This is a genomic window from Deltaproteobacteria bacterium (assembly GCA_019308995.1).
Classification (GTDB): domain Bacteria; phylum Desulfobacterota; class Desulfarculia; order Adiutricales; family JAFDHD01; genus JAFDHD01.
The window spans coordinates 1-16,309 of sequence record JAFDHD010000025.1 but is presented as its reverse complement, the minus strand read 5'-3'; the positions used below and the strand labels follow the sequence as shown (position 1 = coordinate 16,309).

The window sequence follows — 16,309 nt, the reverse complement described above, 5'->3', positions numbered from 1 at the left end:
GGAGTTTAATGCCTCTCGATTGAGCGTCCTTCACGGAAGATATGTAACCTGGCCGGATCAATAGTTAAGGGGATGGCTTGACCGGGCCGGAGTATGACTTCTTTTGGAGCGCGTGCTGTAAGATTCTTCTGACCGAGACGGGCGTGGATATACTTCTCCGAACCGATGTTGCTCAGCATTTCCGCCTTGGCTTCAAGGACAATGGCCTCCTTTTGACCGATTTTGATGTCCTCCGGACGGATGCCTATCTCCACTTCGCCTTCCTCGAGTTCCGTCTGAAGGCCGACAAGTTCCAGGATGAATCCATCCCCTTTAAAAGACAACCGCCCTTGTTTTTTTACGATTCTTCCCTTGTACAGATTCATTTCCGGCGATCCAATAAAGGTGGCAACAAAGGTGTCTGCAGGATGTTCGTAAATATTCTCAGGAGCGCCGGTCTGGATGATCTTCCCGTCTTTCATAACTACTACTTTATCTCCAAGAGTCATGGCTTCGACCTGATCGTGGGTAACATAGGTGATGGTCCCTAGGATCTGCTGGTGAAGTTGTTTTAGTTCCACGCGAACACTGGCCCTGAGGCGGGCATCCAGATTACTCAGAGGTTCATCAAGGAGGAAAAGCCTGGGTCGCCGCACCAGGGCCCGGCCCATGGCCACCCGCTGCCGTTGACCACCTGAAAGTTCCCTGGGTTTTCGATCTAAAAGGTCCTCAATACCCAACAAACGGGCCGTTTCAAGGACCTGGTCCTGGATCATTGTCTTGGGAACCTGCCGCATACGCAGTCCGAAGCCCAGGTTTTGCGCTACGGTCATATGCGGGTACAAGGCATAGTTCTGGAAGACCATGGCCACGTCGCGCTCCCTGGGGGAAAGCTGATCTACAGGCTCACCATCCAGAAGCACCAAACCTTCATCCTGAGGAATCAGACCGGCGATAATATTAAGCAAGGTGCTTTTCCCGCAGCCTGAAGGCCCCAGAAGTACACAGAATTCTCCATCCTCAACGTGCAGATTCGCTTCTCTAAGGGCCGTAACTTTTCCAAAACGCTTGGTAATACCTTTCAGAGTCAGTGATGACATGATCAGCCTTTCATGGCCCCGGCGGTCAACCCACGAACCAGAAAACGTTCAGAAATAAGAAAGAGGACCAAAATCGGAACCGTGACCATAACGGAAGCAGCCATAACCAGCTGTTTGGACAGGTGGACGCTTGCAGCAAGCTGGACCACCCCGCGTGACAGGGTAAATTTTTCAGGGGTGTCCAGAAACATGAAGGCGAAAAGAAACTCATTCCAGGCGATCATAAAAGTGAACAGGGCCACGCTGGCCAGGGCCGGGGCTGAGAGAGGAATGACGATACGCCAGATCACGCCGAACCGGGTGCACCCGTCCGTCAATCCTGCATACTCCATCTCAGGAGGAAGGGTGAGGAAGTAGCTTCGCAGCATATACAGGGCTACTGGAAGCGTCTGCGCCAGATACACCAGGACCAATATGTTGACTGAATCGCGAAGTCCAAACTTTGAAAATATAACATACAGCGGAATAACCAGAACAATGGCCGGGAACATATAGATAAGCAAAATGCCCAAGGACATCAAACCCTGTCCGCGGAAACGAAGTCGGGTCACGGCATAGCCGCCTATGGTAGCCAGAGTTACAGATAACACGACCGTGATGATTGAGACATAGGTGCTGTTTAAAATATATCGTGCAAAACCATGTGTGAAGAGAACTTCAGAGTAAGCGTTAAGATTGAGTTTTCGAAGGTCCAGCCATAAATTAGCGGGTTTTAAAAGGAGTTCCTCCAGGGATTTAAAAGATGAGACCAGCATCCAGTAAAAAGGGAAGGCTACGATGATGATGAAAAACACCAGACCGGCTATCCTGAGGATGCGAATGGCCATTATTTCAAATTTTTCACGATTTAATTCTTTGCCCATGAATCTTAGCAAGCGTCGCTCCTATAAAAAGCTTTGAGCCTCCCTGGCGATCCAGCGGAAGTAGATAATAAGGAAGAGGGCCAGCGTGACAAAGAGGACGATGGCCACCGCTGAACTGGCCCCGATGTTGAATTCACCAAAGGCGTAATCATAGACCTTGATCGTTAGAACCTCTGTCCCGGCCTGCCCTCTGGTCAAGAGGAAGATATCGTCGAATTTATTGAAGGTCCATATAAAGCGAAAGAGAAAGAGGTTGGCCAAAACTAAATAAAGCTGAGGAAGCGTCACGTGGCGGAAACGCTGAAAAGGACTGGCCCCGTCAACTGCTGAAGCCTGGTAAAGATCTTCAGGTATGGCCTGAAGTCGCGCCAGGAGAAAAAGGAAAGCGAAAGGGAAATAACGCCAGCCTTCGAAAAAGATCACCGAAGTAAGCGCCAGGGGAATACGCACCGTGCCCACCAGCAGGTTCAATTCCCACCAGCGCTGGGAGAGGAAAGGGATCGGCTGACTAAAGAGGCCTTTATCCACCGCCAGCCAGTTCAGGACCCCAAGTTGTGGATCGAGAATAAAACTCCAGGTAAAAGTGACGGCCACCACTGGAGTAATATAAGGGGAAAGAAAAAGTCCCCTCAACAGACTGCGGCCGGGAAATTCCCCGTTGACAAGGAGAGCCGCAATCAATCCTAGAAAAATAGATAAGGCGCTCCCCAGCGTGGCATAGATTATCGTGGTCAGGAAGACGGTTCCAAAGTCCGGATCCGTGAAAACCTTAAGAAAATTTGTTACCGTCAGGTTAAATTTAAAAAGAGAAGCGCCTCGAAGATCTCCGAGAGTGACCGGTTTCAGGCTCAGCCAGACGTTCCAGACAACCGGGAAGATGATGATAACGAAAACGATTGCAAAGGTCGGGGCCAGCATCCAGAAGGCAAGCCTGGCCTCCCGGCCTGAGAGCGTGAGCGTTTGCTGTTTCATAGGGTTAAAACGGTACCCCGCAATCTTGATCCAACAAGATATACATTCATGGAGAGCTTAAAAATCCAGCTTTATTCCAGAGCTTTTACCCGTTCATTCATGAGCCGGGCGGCTTGCTCGGCACTGAGTTCGCCGTCGAGATATCGTTTGAGGATTTTGGGAATCACCTTGGTGCCATAGATTTTAGAAATAAGGGCTCCCTTGCCTTTGGCAAACCCCCAGCGGTCAAATCCATCCACCCCGCTGACAATGGTTTTTACAGTCTCCATGCCGTAATATTCCGAAATCCTAGCCCGGGTCGTAACTCCAAACTCGAGGTCCTTCCACCCTTCGATGAAACGATTTGGCGACTGAGCGGTGCCTTTTCGAACAGGCAGTTTCCCTTCCGGAGCCATGCTCAGCCATTTCAGGTAGCCATCACTCAAAAGATACATCACCCATTTTTTTGCCAGGGCCGTATTTGCATCTTTTGTAATGCCCAGGTAACTGAGCTGACCATATTGCGCCGCTCCTTTAGGTCCCCGAATGATGCTAACGAAGCCGGTATTCTTGGCCAGGAATCCCTTCTGCCCTTTTACAATATCCGGAACGACGGGCTGATCCCGCCTCAGACCTGAAAGCTCATCCAGGATAAAAGGCGACCAGATAATCATGGCCGCGCGTCCTGAGAGATAATCCATCCGGGTATGAAGCCAGTAAATATTTCCTGGTGGGGAGAACCGGGTTAGGTCCTTATAAAATTTGAGCGTCTGGATCATCTCCAGAGTGTTGAGGGCAATGTCTCCTGATGGTCCCACGAGTTTAACCCCATTAGATAACGCGAAGTGTTCGAAAACTTGCTGGGTATATGACTGGCTAGGATCCGTGGCCGCTTCGAAGCCCCAGATCAAAGGCGGATTATGGAGCGCCTCCGCTGCCTTAATAATGCTGTTCCAGCTGTCAGGAGTGGATAATCCTTTTGCCTTAAAAAGGTCCTTGCGAAAGAGAAGAATTTGACCCCATCCATCTATGGGGATCGCGGCGTAACCGGTTGGCACTCGAACGAGGTTGAGGGTACCTGCGCCAAAGGTTTCCCTGCCTAAGCTTTTTATGGCCTCGGTTGCGGACTGAGTATCCAGAATTCCCGCCTCAGCCCATCCAATTGTAAAGTCAATGGGGTGGAAGAGAACGTCCGGGAGGGACTTTGCTGCATAAGCAGCAGTGACTTTTTCGGCCAATAAATTTTCCTGTACTGGAATCACGCGAACATCAATGCCAGTTTTTTGGGCAAACTTATGAGCGATATCTTTTTGAATTTTTAGTCGGTCCTGTTCCACCTCAGTGGTCCAGAAGGTGATTTGGGTTTTGGCTTGGGCCTGTTGAGCGAAAGGTATTAAAAGACATAAAATAACAAAAACCATAAAAATACGTCGCCACATGATCACCACCTCCTAAGTATTATTACTTGTTTATAATCCATCATAAGACCATATATGTCAACCAAGATGCAAGGTACTGTATGGTGATTTACAAGATCGAAATGACCAGGAGCTCTCTGGCGTTTGCATACGTCGGTGTGCAACATAATGCGAGTTCGTCGAAAAACGCGTCAGGGTCAATGACATTCTCCGGGGCCGATACACCCGGCCGGTCAATCTGCCCCCGCGCGAACATCGCCAAGGCAAGCGCAACGGGCACGCCGGTTATGGCTCCCATGGTCATCTTTTCCATGCCACCGGTTGGCCAACTGGAGAGGGTCACCCCGACTGTAGTTTGTTTGCCATCGCGGGTTCCGGTCGCAAGAGCGAACAGTGTGCTGAGGTTTTTTTTAGGACTCAGGACATTACGAAGACTGGTTAAAAGAATCCGAAGCCCCAGCTTTGAAAAATACATCCTCATAGACCAATCGTCAGTCATACTCTCTAACCAGTCCGAGGCCTCACGGATGGTTTTTCGCCCGGAATCCACCTCTTCGGAAAGCCAGCGTAAAACCGTGATGATCTGTGGTGGGAAGTCCATGACATTACAACTGTTTTGAATTTCCGGCTTAAACCGCGGCAGTGTTATCGGTTCCGGATGCCCGACCGTATAAGTCGTGACCTGACCAATGCCAGGATAGTTGAGCTTTATTTTTTCAAGAGGGGAAACATCTACCAGCTCCCCATTGCGCAGGAGGCGGATTTTTCCTGTGAATTGCTGCACCCAGTGTTCAATTGCAGCGCCGAAAGTACCCCCTTCGCCCGGCTTTTCCACATCCTCATCACCGGTGAGTCCAGCCCCCCATCCTGTAACAAGGTCCTCAATCGTGTCGAGAAGACTCATGGCCTTGACCGCGAGCAGGTTCGAGACGCCCGGGCTGGCGCCCATACCGATGATGGCGGTGATCCCTGCCTGGCGGGCCTCTTCATCGAGTTTCAACATGTCAAGGGTCGGCTCCCAGTCATCATTGATATCAATGTAGTGACATCCGGCCTCGATCGCAGTGCGCAGGATTGGTACACCAAATTGGTAGTAAGGCCCAACCATGTTCAGGAGGACATCGGCTCCCGAAACGAGACGCCTCAAGGCTTCTTTATCCTCTACATTGACTTCAACTGAACTCGCCTTGGAACCGCATTGCTCTGCGAAATCCCGCGCACGTTCACCATTTATATCAGCAATAACGATCTCATCCACAAAGTCGAAGGGCCGGGCAGTCCGAACTGCAAACTGCCCCATTCCCCCGCAGCCGCCTAAGGCAACAACTCGCATCTTCTTCTTAGACATATTAATCTCCTATGATGAAAAGGTTAAAGTAATTGCGAAATTTAACATGAAGTTTGAGCTTGCTCTGATTAGAAATTGTATCTACCATTTTATAGGCGCCTTTTTCACAATTTTTATAACTAGTTAAATATATCTTTGAGACTAAGGTTCTGGGGGCGTTAGAAAGCCAAGTCTCGTATTTTCGGCCTTGATGATTTAAGAACAGCTTAAATATGAATAGAATTGGTATATTCCAGACATTAAAGTACATTATCTTGATCTGTCAAGCGATTAATAAAGGCCATAAAGACCGAATCCTCTGAAACGATAGTATTTATTCTTTTTTCCTTGACACGCGATATTTTGCTTTCAATAATCCAGGTCGTTTTAATCTGTAATAACAAAAGCCCGCTCTTCACATTTAATGCGATGAGTCAGGAAGGGGATAGGTGATAAAAGATGGCGGACGAGAAAAGGTTCATAGGCGGTACAGTTGAGAACGGAAAGACCGTTGAGAGTGAGAAGAGGCCAGTTCGGAACGATGTGGCGCAGTCAGGTCATGAGATTGCCGTGCTCCGTCACTGGAGGATCAAGAAAGGAGGTTATGAGGAGTTCCGCCGCGTCAGTGAAGAGGGGGTCTGGCCTTTCTTCGAGAAGATTGGAGCCCGAATTGTGGGGATGTGGAAAGTAGTGCCGCCGTCAGGCGAAACAGAACTCAGTCCGGATTGGGACGAGGTTTATCTCCTTACACGTTACGCCAGTATGGCTCACTGGAAGATGACGCGGGAAGCAGCGCGCCTTGGAGGCAACGGGCCTGACTGGAAAAAGTGCCGCGAGGCCTTACGTGTGCGGCGTTCCCTGACCTTGGAAATCTCGGCTCAGTTCCTTGAGGGCGGGGTAAGCCCGGGCGGTCCCTACTTCATGCCAGGACTGGACGAGCGTTACCAGGAGATTTGATTCAGGCGGCTTGTGCAGGACTCATACAATTCTTGAGTTCCGGCTGGAGAAGCCTAAAGGGAAAAACCTTTAAACTGTTTCTGAGGCTAGTTATCTGCCCCAGGGTCGGGACAATCCAGGCAGGCGTCCGCCTAGCTTAGCCATGGAGTCCCTTATCTGCCGCCACCAGTTCTGAGAGTACATATAATTCACCATGAGGCTCAGAGATCCCTCCAGACCCTGGGGGGTCCAGGTAGCCCCGAAGTTCACGTTTCGCGGCGATAGGGTAGCCCCGTTACCTAGGTGGAAATTGGCGACCGGGTCCAGGTACCTTCCGGCTCGATCACTTTCTTCGGTCAGATAGGCGTATCCTAGACGTTCGAGCGGTTTACTTAGGGTTCTCAACAATGTTTTATTTTCCATCCACTTAGGATTGGAAAAAACCTGAAGTAGTGTTTTGGCGAAATCGCTTTCTTCGCTGCCTCCTTGGCTAATACATTCCTGCTTCAAGAGGGCTCGGACCTGCTTGTCAAAGACCTTCATCATGTCATCTATCTTCATGTTGAGGCCTTCGGATGCGCCTTCCAGCATAGGTCTGAGATATCGCGGCCAGAAGCCGGTCATGGGGCTGAGCGTACAGAAGGTTTTGATCTCCGGGGCGTCCTTTTTCAAATAGTCCACCACCTGAAAAATCAGGAACTGGCCCAGTCCCAGGCCGGCGAGACCATTCTGAGTATTATTGATGGAGTAAAAGACGGCTGTGTCCTTCTGCGCCTGCTCCTTTTTCGACTCAATCCGCGGACCAATGATTTCTTGAATGGATTTGACGATCCCCTTTGTCAAGGCGACCTCAATGAAGACCACTGGTTCCTCGGGCATGGCCTGGTGGTATAAGGCAAAGCAGCGGCGGTCTCGGCCCAGGCGCTGCCCCATCTCTTCGAGGCTGGTCATGGGATGAACCATATCCCCATTCTTAATGATTTCGATCTGCCGGAAGGAAGAATCAAGTGAAATCTCCTCCAGAAAGAGGAACCCCCCCTGAAACCATGCTTCAAAGAGATAGACCAGATCACGATCTAAAGGGCTCAGTTCTGGCATGCCGCGACGAAGGGCGGACAGGATATCAGCCCGAAGGTCCAGCAGGAACTTCAGTCCGCCTGGCAGGCTGATGAAGTGGCGAAACAAGCGCAGTCGCGGGCTTTCTATTCCCGATCGCAGATCAATCAGAGCCTGTTGCCAGCGAGACGGGTCATTGATAGCTGAGGAAAGCTGTTCCAGAAGAGGGTTGATATCATCAGGCTGAACCTCAACAGTGTTCAGGAGTCGTGAAAAAAAATCACCCTTATCCTGAGCGGTCAAGTGCAGATAACCATCCCTAATCTTTTGGAGTCTCACAGGTTCTACAGCCGAGGCGTCCAGGGTCTCCCTTACTGCTTGAATCAAGGACTCCACTTGCTGTTTCTCCGACTCTGCTATGGCTGGTTTCGAGTTGCCGCCTCTATGATGAGCCTGGTTTTTTTGTGCCATATTACGTCCCCTCTTCAGCCAGATTGCTTGACAATCGTTTTAGGGTCCTCATCATTCAATGATCCAGTTCTACAGTCCAATAAATGATTTCCAAACCAGGTTTCCGCCCAGATAGATTTGACTCCATCATTTTTTAACATAAGCTCTCTTAACGGTTTCAGTCAAGGACTATCCATTTATCTCAACGGAGACTAGATTTTTCCTTGATTGATCCCATATGGCTGTGCCATGATGCAATGCGTGCAAGGGTTTATGAAATCCGAAGAGAAAGTCATTGAAGGAGGTCAGCCCAAATGCCAACCAGAAAAGGATATGCTGGCAAGATATTAAAAATAAACCTTTCGACGGGCGATATCAGCACCATCCCGACCGAAATTTATGCGAACCAGTTCTTAGGCGGCAGGGGAATTGCAGTTAAGGTTCACTGGGATGAAGTACCCAAAGAAGCCGGTCCTTTCGATCCTGAGAATCGGCTTGTCATCATGACCGGTCCTGTTGGCGGTGTTCCCGGTCTGGCCGGGTCCAGGTGGCAGGTCTCTGGCAAATCTCCAGTCTTCAATCAGTTCTCTTATTGTAATTTGGGCGGCGCCTGGGGTGCACAGTTAAAATTCGCTGGTTATGACGGTATTATCGCGCATGGGAAGGCGGATAAGTTACTTTACCTGTTGATTGATGATGACAAGGTGGAATTGAAGGACGCCTCTTTTCTCAAAGACAAAGGAGCCATCTATACACGTAATCGGTTGAAGGAGGAACTGGATAAATCGTTTCGTATCGTGGCGATCGGTGTTGCCGGGGAAAACCAGGTCAGTTTTTCTACCATGCTCGCCGACCAGGATTCCAGCGGCGGAAACGGTATGGCTTCAATTATGGGCTCAAAAAACCTTAAAGCCATTGCTGTAAGAGGGCAAGGAAAGATTGAGGTCGCTGACAGGGATAAAGTCCGGGTCTTGAGGAAAAAAGTGCGTGAATTAAAGCCACCCCCAGGCGTCTGGCCAACATTGCTGCCCGCGGAGCGGCTTAAAAAAGATATTTGCTTCGGCTGTATCAATGGATGCATGAGGGCCAACTATATGGCAGAAAATGGAGAGGTTGGCAAATATATTTGCCAGTCAGCCTTTTTCTATGAGATTCGAGCTCAACGTTATTATGGAAAGGTTACCGAAGTCTCCTTTCAGGCCAATAAATTGTGTGACGATTATGGGCTGGATACGCGTTCTGTGGAGACCATGATCATGTGGCTGAGCAGATGTCATAAGGCGGGCGTCCTGACTGAGGAAGAAACCGGTCTACCTTTAACCAAACTGGGGAGCCTTGAATTTATCGAAACACTGCTTAAAAAAATCTCCTTCCGGGAGGGTTTCGGTGAGGTACTGGCCGATGGGACCACTAAAGCGGCTGAAAGGGTAGGGCAGAATTCTGAACAATATATTACAGATTATATGGCCAAGTCCGGAGAGAATTCCGTTTATGGCGCCAGATTATATCTTACCACCGGCCTACTCTATGCGGTGGAGCCCAGAATGCCCATTCAGCAGCTTCACGAAGTAAGCTCCCAGGCATTGATGTGGGCCGGCCGTGAGATGGGGATGCGAGATAGTTACATGACCTCCGATGTGTTTCGGGCCATAGCCAAACGATTCTGGGGAGACGAAATTTGCGGTGACTTTTCGACCTATGAAGGCAAGGCCATGTCAGCCGCCAGGATTCAGAATCGCCAGTATGCCAAGGAGTCCCTGATCCTGTGTGATTTTTCCTGGCCCGTTATCCATAGCCCTGTCACTGAAGATCACGTTGGCGATCCGACACTGGAAAGTCAGGTGTGTGCGGCCGTGACAGGAATGGCTATTGACGAACAAAGCCTGTACAAAATAGGGGAGCGCGTCTTTAATCTGCAAAGAGCCATTCTCGCCAGGGAAGGACACGCGGGCAGGGAACATGACACTATCAGGGAATATAATTTCACCATCGGCCTGAGAGGCGATTATGGCAATCCGAATTGCCTCGTTCCAGGCAAAGACGGCGAGCCCTTTTCACGAAAGGGGCTGGTCGTGGACAGGGATGAATTTGAAAAAATGAAGGATGAGTACTACCAGATTCGCGGCTGGGATGGCCCCACCGGCCTCCAGACAAGGGCGAAACTTGAGGAACTGAATCTACCTGAAGTTGCGGAAGGACTGGCACGAGAGGGGCTTGTCGTTTGATCTATTCATGAAATCAGCCGCTCACTGGAAGAAAAATCTCAATGCATCTTAAGAAGGTTACATTCTCCCCTGAAAAATACCCTACCAGGGAGCAATATCCTTTTAATCTGGAGATCTTTCATCGAACCAGAAGTATTTTGTTTCATGCGCCCGTAACCTTCCTTATTGGAGAAAATGGCACCGGAAAATCAACCTTGCTGGAGGCCCTGGCTCTCAAATGCGGCATCCACATCTGGCGCGGCATTGAAAGAACCCGCTTTCAATTTAACCCTCACGAAGGGGAGTTCTACAGGTTCATCGCCGTGGAATGGATTGACGGGTTGGTGCCCGGATCATTTTTTTCCTCCGGGATATTTAGAAATTTTGCTCAAATCCTGGATGAATGGGCCACAACGGACCCTGGGGTGCTCAAATATTTCGGAGGCAAATCGCTGATAACCCAATCCCATGGCCAATCCCTACTATCTTTTTTCAGGGCTCGCTATAAAATCAAAGGGCTTTATTTTTTAGATGAACCTGAAACGGCTCTTTCTCCAAAAAGTCAACTGGAGTTGCTTAAATTATTGCAAGATATGAGCCAGGCCGGGCACGCGCAATTCATTGTCGCCACGCATTCTCCGATTCTCCTGGCAGTTCCGCAGGCATCTATTTACAGCTTTGACACTATCCCTATCAAAGAGATAGATTATGAGGAGACGGAATACTACCGGGTATATAAAGATTTTATGGCGGATCGGAGCAAGTACCTGGAGTAAGCTGGCCGGATTATAAGGCTAATCTGCCTCAACATATTCCCAGAATTTATAAATTGCCAGGATGGCCCATGCAAGGCCTGAAGGTTTATGGTATGTTTATAACCTCATCGAGATTGATAGGGAGATAAGATGAATCGTCGAGATTTCTTGAGATACCATCTTCAAGGCGCTTTCGCGCTGGCGGCAGGTTCGACCGGATTGCTGTTGCCAAAAGAAAGTATGGCGGTTGGCGAACCGGATATTGTTGTTGTCGAGGGCGCGCCAGGGGCGGCGACACGGGCCGCGCTGAACCTTTTAGGCGGCATGGGTCAATTCGTAAAACCTGGGGATAGGGTGTTGATTAAGCCGAACATGAGTTTCTCTCACCCACCGGAGTCAGCTACGAACACGCATCCTGAAGTCGTTCGGGAGCTTGCGGTCATGTGCAAAGAGGCGGGGGCGGCCAAGGTGTTGATCCTGGACAATCCTCTTGCCTCGGCCAAGCGCTGCCTGGAGCGCTCCGGGATTTATGATACCTGTAACCCCATTGATGACTGCACGGTGGCGATGATCACCAGCAGCAAACATTTTAAGAGGGTTGACATCCCCAAAGCCACGGATATGACCAGTAACGAGGTCATGAAGGAGGTGCTTAAAAGCGATGTGCTCATCGCCGCACCTGTGGCCAAGTCTCACGCGGCCGCTGGTGTGAGTCTTTCCATGAAAGGTATGATGGGGCTTATTAGAAAGCGCCGAGCCATGCACTGGCGGTATGATCTGGATACGAGCATTGTGGACCTATGTACATTGCTCAAAGCTGATCTGGCGGTAATTGACGCCAGCCGGGTGCTGTCCACGAACGGGCCTGGTGGGCCGGGTAAGGTCCTTCATGAAAAGAAGATCATTGTCTCCAAGGATATGGTCGCCGCGGATGCGTGTGCGGTTTCCATGTTCGAGTGGTATGGCAGACGATTCAAGCCCCGACAGGTGGGTCACATCCTGGAGGCTCATAAACGCGGATTAGGGCGCATGGACGTGGAAAACCTGACCATAAAGACTATGACGCTCTGATGTCTCTCCGCCGCGCCATCCAGCTTATCAGCCTCGCCCTTTTTCTTTTTTTCCTAATAGTAGCTTCTACTTCATTTGGGTCTTACCTACCTGTTGACTCCTTTCTCCAGCTCGACCCAACCCATTTTATGGGAACGCTCGTCAGCGCCAGGTACTTTTCCCTGAGCTTTCTTACAGCCATTCTGGTGCTTCTGATCACCCTCGTGCTCGGCCGAATCTTTTGCGGATACATCTGTCCCTTGGGCACCACTTTGGACGGTACTGACAAGATATTCTGCCCTTCACATGAAAAACGGCCACGATTAGGAAACTTACGGCCGATCAAATACTATATCATTGCCTTTTTATTTGGGGCCGCCGTTCTGGGCGTCTCCCTCATCTTCATCGCCGCTCCCCTTTCGCTGATCACCCGTTTCTATGGATTGGTTGTCTATCCCGTTTTCGCGCTTTTCGCAGACGGAATCCTCAGCATCATTCAGCCTCTGGCTGACCGATTCGGTATCAGCAGCCTTGTTTTTGCTCAGATCAAAACCCCCCGTTTTGCCACCCAGTTTTTTATTTTGGTTTTTTTTGCCGCTATCTTTGCCAGTGCCAGATTTTCACCCCGTTTCTGGTGTCGCTACCTCTGCCCTTCAGGGGCGCTCCTGGCCCTTGTTTCCAGAAAGCCGCTGTTGCGCCGCCGCGTGACTGAAGATTGCACGGACTGCGGGAAGTGCGTTGAGTCTTGTCCCATGGGTGCGATCCCGGAAGACCCCTGTCTCACGCTTCATGAAGAATGCATCGTTTGTCGAACCTGTGAAAAGGTTTGCCCTGTTGATGCGGTCGCCTTTACCAGCGAGGTTCCCGGCCAGCCTTCTCATGGTGTTGAATTTTCGCAAACCCGCCGCCGGTTTATCGCTTCGGGACTGACTGGAGCTGTCACAGCCGCCATCAGCCTCACCGGGCTGAAGGCGGTTTCCAATCAGGGTGCGCTTGGTCAGGTTGCCGACCCAAGACTCATCCGGCCGCCAGGCGCTTTACCGGAGAAGGAGTTTTTATCGCGCTGCGTGCGCTGCGGCGAATGTATGGCTGCCTGTCCGACCAATACGCTTCAGCCGATCTGGTTTCAAGCTGGATTTATCGGTCTTTTCAGCCCGGCGCTCAATATGCGGCGCGGTCCGTGCGATCCTGAGTGTATACGCTGCGGTGAGGTCTGCCCGACAAATGCAATTACAAACCTGTTAAAAAACGAACGAATATGGGCCAAGCTAGGCACGGCCGTTATTCTGCGCCATGCGTGCCTGGCCTGGGAGCATCAGAAGAAATGTCTGGTTTGCGATGAGGTCTGTCCCTTTGACGCCGTGGTGTTTAAAGATGAACCGGAGCACGAGGTTCCTGTGCCGCACGTGATTGAAGACAGGTGTGCTGGCTGCGGTTATTGCGAATATTTCTGCCCGGTCCAGAATCAGGCCGCTATTGTCGTAACGCCCATGGGCGCGCTCAGGCAGAGTAGGGGTTCGTATGAGGAGGAAGCTAAACGTCAGGGGCTTAAACTGGTCCTCAGACCCAAGGATGAGTATGGTTTACCAGAATCAGAAGAAAAGGATACGCGCGGCCCGGCTCCTGGCTTTACCGAATGAGTTCAGGATCGACTTCAACTCAACATCAAGCCTGCAAAGCCAGTCTGTCATAATTCATTGTCAAGATACCGGACGAACTGCTTGAACAGCCTTACCTCCAGCCAGTTTTAGATGATTTATCCTTATGAAAATGAAGTGAGTTTCTAGGATATTAACTTTTCTTCGTTGAATATATAAGAAATGTTCCCATCGCCTTGGCGACAAGTGTTTTTCCTTTTTTTACTTCCGATTCCAGGGTAGCGATTCTCTTGCCTTTATGAACTATTCGTGTATCACAGGTGAGCGTTCCCGAGGCTACGGACGCGAAGTATGCTATCTTGATTTCAATGGTGGTGCAGAGTTCATCCTTTTTCAAGACCTGGTAAAGCGCCCCGCCCATGCCTGTATCAACCATCGAATAGATAACACCACCATGCGCCACGTGATGTGGATTAAGCAGCTTTTCGTTTACCTCTAAAGCGCACTGACTATATCCGGCCTCGAATTTTATAAAATTAAGGCCGATTAATTCACCAAACGGGTGAAATCCTTTTGATTGTAAGGGGAATTTTTTAGACAAAGTACTATTTTTCTTTGGTAAAAATTGTCAGTGATTCTGGGATGTCTTTTGACATCTCCTTACTCGCTTTTTGCCATTTCATCGAGGATTGTTTCTATCCTCTTCGGATTTCCGACTCCGCAAACACAAGGCTTGATGAGCAGTCTTGCTCCTTCTGCCCCGGTCATTTTGCCTTTCTTTATTTTTTTGACAATATCATTTACCAGGTGAGGAGAGATCAAGGCATGGCCGCACTGAGTGGTGATTTCCATGGTTTTATCGTCTGGCAGCTTGTCCGTCCTCCCGAAAATACCCAAAGATATGTGATAGGTATGTTCTTGCATGTTATTCGCCGCACAAATACCCCGCACATCCTCAAAGAGGCCGGAAAGCACCATGGATACACCCAGTTTTTTTGATTTAATCTCTGCGACCACGTTCCGAACATCTTCATTATTATTAAAAACCGCGGTGATAATACCAGCACCGACCGACATAGCGATGATCGCTTCCTCATTAGCCCCAAGGGGAGCGCTCATGATATTATCCGGTTTATATTTAAGGATCGTTCGAGTTATCTCTTTCAGGGCTTCCTGTTTTTGAGTTTTTTGTTTTTGTTGAGCCATGCAGAGAATAACAATTTCATCATGAGTCCTGTCTTCTGAAAGACCTCTTCTATTTAACGTATGCGTCATGACTCCTCCTGATCAGACAATCGCCATCCCGATATTGACCTTACCATTGGGATAAGGAGTTTCCCCATGATCTTTCAACTTTTTCAGAAACTCAGAATCTCCATTTTGGTCAGCCCGAGATATAACGCTCATCGTGGCTACTGTTTCCAGTTCCTCATTCATGAATTTTTTCAATTCGTCAATGAAGTCAAGTGCATCTTCTTCTGGCACAAGAAACTCGACAATGGCGCTCAGCACCTTTTCTTTAAGGATTTCCGGTCTCAATGCCCCGGTCTTACGGTCTGCAATCAAGGGAATGACCGGGTTCTCTTCGGCAAATATAACCCCCATGGAGGTAACCTTCCTGGCTACTTTATCAAGATCACTCAGATAAGCCCCCACACCAGGACGTCCTAATTCCACGGAAAAACCGATTTTTCCCAAAGTAAAATTATTTGTAACATCATTTGTCTTCATCTCTTCGGTGCCGCGACCGCCAATCCCTGTGCTTTCGTGCGTCACCAGCGGATCTGAAAAGACCGCCCTGATAATTCTCGGATAAGGAATTTCTTCCACCTGTTTTATTGCGTCTTCAGGGCAGATGCGGAAGCGGCGGCATACCCCGCATTCGACGCACATCTCATAGTCAATAATAACCTCTTTATCCTTCAGCATGATCGCGCCCATGGGACAGACAGGCAGGCAGTCAAGGCAACTTTGGCAAAGGTCTTTATCAATATACATCGCGAGCAAATCTCCTCATTAAGAAGAAACCACATTTGAACAGGGCCAAGTTAAAGAGCTATTTAACTCGATTCAGCCACAGAAATATGTTTTCGCCTATATCTTATAGCATGAGAAGTGTCAAGTGGTTTTATAAGAACCATAAGAACTATCTAAGTTAGCTAACGGTATTTCCCGCCATCATGGGTTCGACTGGGTTCAGAGGTAATATTGTTGTTTTCCTAACCAGAGGTTGTAGTTTACTTCTCGATTTACTTTAATCCAAAGACCTGTCATTTCATTTGGTTATGAGTTAAGCCTTGACATTCTGTGGGCCAGACAGTTAAATATTCGCATGCCCGGGTGGCGGAATTGGTAGACGCAAGGGACTTAAAATCCCTCGGGGTTCTTCCCCGTGCCGGTTCGATTCCGGCCCCGGGCACCAATAATATCAACAACTTGCCCCTCTCCCTCACTCCTACCAATTACGCCATCCTGACCGACTGTCACCGTATTTGTCACCATTTGGGATTGTCCTGAATCAGACTTGAGTTGACAGTGTCCCCCTAGTGTTTGGTTAATCTATCAAATCAACTCCTATGCCGCAAGCGGAGAAGCCGCCGCCTCCGACGAGCTATTTTGAAA

14 protein-coding genes and 1 tRNA gene are annotated in these 16,309 nt (G+C 49.5%); 6 read left to right on the top strand and 9 right to left on the bottom strand.

The window, feature by feature from the left end; translation table 11 throughout:
* Positions 1–5: 5 nt before the first annotated feature.
* The 5 genes from JRI95_06430 to JRI95_06410 form a co-directional block, all read right to left on the bottom strand.
* Entirely contained in the window at positions 6–1,079 is a 1,074-nt protein-coding gene (locus JRI95_06430) for an ABC transporter ATP-binding protein (GenBank protein MBW2061186.1), read from the bottom strand.
* A 2-nt stretch (positions 1,080–1,081) separates the two neighbouring features.
* On the bottom strand, positions 1,082–1,942 hold the full coding sequence (locus tag JRI95_06425; GenBank protein ID MBW2061185.1) for a carbohydrate ABC transporter permease: 861 nt from the start codon (positions 1,940–1,942) through the stop codon (positions 1,082–1,084).
* Positions 1,943–1,963: 21 nt separating this feature from the next.
* Positions 1,964–2,914 carry a sugar ABC transporter permease gene (locus JRI95_06420; protein MBW2061184.1) on the bottom strand — a complete coding sequence of 317 codons (951 nt, stop codon included), beginning with the start codon at positions 2,912–2,914 and terminating at the stop codon, positions 1,964–1,966.
* Positions 2,915–2,985: 71 nt separating this feature from the next.
* A complete protein-coding gene (locus JRI95_06415) occupies positions 2,986–4,314 on the bottom strand; it encodes an extracellular solute-binding protein (protein ID MBW2061183.1) in 1,329 nt (442 codons plus the stop codon).
* A 106-nt stretch (positions 4,315–4,420) separates the two neighbouring features.
* A complete protein-coding gene (locus JRI95_06410) occupies positions 4,421–5,659 on the bottom strand; it encodes a saccharopine dehydrogenase NADP-binding domain-containing protein (GenBank protein ID MBW2061182.1) in 1,239 nt (412 codons plus the stop codon).
* A 438-nt stretch (positions 5,660–6,097) separates the two neighbouring features.
* Between JRI95_06410 and JRI95_06405 the strand changes: the two genes are divergently transcribed.
* Entirely contained in the window at positions 6,098–6,595 is a 498-nt protein-coding gene (locus JRI95_06405) for an NIPSNAP family protein (protein ID MBW2061181.1), read from the top strand.
* Between the two features lie 90 nt (positions 6,596–6,685).
* Here JRI95_06405 and JRI95_06400 read toward each other — a convergent pair whose 3' ends face one another.
* Positions 6,686–8,101 carry a malonyl-CoA decarboxylase family protein gene (locus tag JRI95_06400; GenBank protein MBW2061180.1) on the bottom strand — a complete coding sequence of 472 codons (1,416 nt, stop codon included), beginning with the start codon at positions 8,099–8,101 and terminating at the stop codon, positions 6,686–6,688.
* A gap of 293 nt (positions 8,102–8,394) precedes the next feature.
* On the opposite strand from JRI95_06400, the gene JRI95_06395 reads away from it, so the two are divergent.
* The 4 genes from JRI95_06395 (at position 8,395) to JRI95_06380 (ending at position 13,729) form a co-directional block, all read left to right on the top strand.
* On the top strand, positions 8,395–10,305 hold the full coding sequence (locus JRI95_06395) for a hypothetical protein (protein ID MBW2061179.1): 1,911 nt from the start codon (positions 8,395–8,397) through the stop codon (positions 10,303–10,305).
* Positions 10,306–10,346: 41 nt separating this feature from the next.
* Positions 10,347–11,060 (top strand): AAA family ATPase, encoded by a 714-nt coding sequence (locus JRI95_06390; GenBank protein MBW2061178.1) that lies wholly within the window; start codon positions 10,347–10,349, stop codon positions 11,058–11,060.
* A gap of 129 nt (positions 11,061–11,189) precedes the next feature.
* A complete protein-coding gene (locus JRI95_06385; GenBank protein ID MBW2061177.1) occupies positions 11,190–12,110 on the top strand; it encodes a DUF362 domain-containing protein in 921 nt (306 codons plus the stop codon).
* Entirely contained in the window at positions 12,110–13,729 is a 1,620-nt protein-coding gene (locus JRI95_06380; GenBank protein MBW2061176.1) for a 4Fe-4S binding protein, read from the top strand. Before JRI95_06385 ends, JRI95_06380 begins: the two co-directional genes overlap by 1 nt.
* A 151-nt stretch (positions 13,730–13,880) precedes the next feature.
* On the opposite strand, the gene JRI95_06375 is transcribed toward JRI95_06380, so the two are convergent.
* The 3 genes from JRI95_06375 to JRI95_06365 are packed head-to-tail and all read right to left on the bottom strand — an operon-like array spanning position 13,881 to position 15,685.
* The gene (locus JRI95_06375; protein MBW2061175.1) at positions 13,881–14,288 is read right to left on the bottom strand and encodes a PaaI family thioesterase; all 408 of its coding nucleotides are present in this window, start codon (positions 14,286–14,288) and stop codon (positions 13,881–13,883) included.
* Between the two features lie 59 nt (positions 14,289–14,347).
* The gene (locus JRI95_06370) at positions 14,348–14,962 is read right to left on the bottom strand and encodes a hypothetical protein (protein ID MBW2061174.1); all 615 of its coding nucleotides are present in this window, start codon (positions 14,960–14,962) and stop codon (positions 14,348–14,350) included.
* 12 nt (positions 14,963–14,974) lie between these two features.
* Positions 14,975–15,685, bottom strand: coding sequence for a 4Fe-4S binding protein (locus tag JRI95_06365; protein ID MBW2061173.1), 711 nt, complete (start codon positions 15,683–15,685; stop codon positions 14,975–14,977).
* Positions 15,686–16,021: 336 nt separating this feature from the next.
* Between JRI95_06365 and JRI95_06360 the strand changes: the two genes are divergently transcribed.
* Positions 16,022–16,109 (top strand) — tRNA-Leu (locus tag JRI95_06360).
* Positions 16,110–16,309 lie beyond the last annotated feature (200 nt).

Coding starts and splice junctions, on each gene's coding strand:
- JRI95_06430 (MBW2061186.1), bottom strand. CDS start 1,079: ATGTCATCACTGACTCTGAAAGGTATTACCAAGCGTTTTGGAAAAGTT.
- JRI95_06425 (MBW2061185.1), bottom strand. CDS start 1,942: ATGGGCAAAGAATTAAATCGTGAAAAATTTGAAATAATGGCCATTCGC.
- JRI95_06420 (MBW2061184.1), bottom strand. CDS start 2,914: ATGAAACAGCAAACGCTCACGCTCTCAGGCCGGGAGGCCAGGCTTGCC.
- JRI95_06415 (MBW2061183.1), bottom strand. CDS start 4,314: ATGGTTTTTGTTATTTTATGTCTTTTAATACCTTTCGCTCAACAGGCC.
- JRI95_06410 (MBW2061182.1), bottom strand. CDS start 5,659: ATGTCTAAGAAGAAGATGCGAGTTGTTGCCTTAGGCGGCTGCGGGGGA.
- JRI95_06405 (MBW2061181.1), top strand. CDS start 6,098: ATGGCGGACGAGAAAAGGTTCATAGGCGGTACAGTTGAGAACGGAAAG.
- JRI95_06400 (MBW2061180.1), bottom strand. CDS start 8,101: ATGGCACAAAAAAACCAGGCTCATCATAGAGGCGGCAACTCGAAACCA.
- JRI95_06395 (MBW2061179.1), top strand. CDS start 8,395: ATGCCAACCAGAAAAGGATATGCTGGCAAGATATTAAAAATAAACCTT.
- JRI95_06390 (MBW2061178.1), top strand. CDS start 10,347: ATGCATCTTAAGAAGGTTACATTCTCCCCTGAAAAATACCCTACCAGG.
- JRI95_06385 (MBW2061177.1), top strand. CDS start 11,190: ATGAATCGTCGAGATTTCTTGAGATACCATCTTCAAGGCGCTTTCGCG.
- JRI95_06380 (MBW2061176.1), top strand. CDS start 12,110: ATGTCTCTCCGCCGCGCCATCCAGCTTATCAGCCTCGCCCTTTTTCTT.
- JRI95_06370 (MBW2061174.1), bottom strand. CDS start 14,962: ATGACGCATACGTTAAATAGAAGAGGTCTTTCAGAAGACAGGACTCAT.
- JRI95_06365 (MBW2061173.1), bottom strand. CDS start 15,685: ATGTATATTGATAAAGACCTTTGCCAAAGTTGCCTTGACTGCCTGCCT.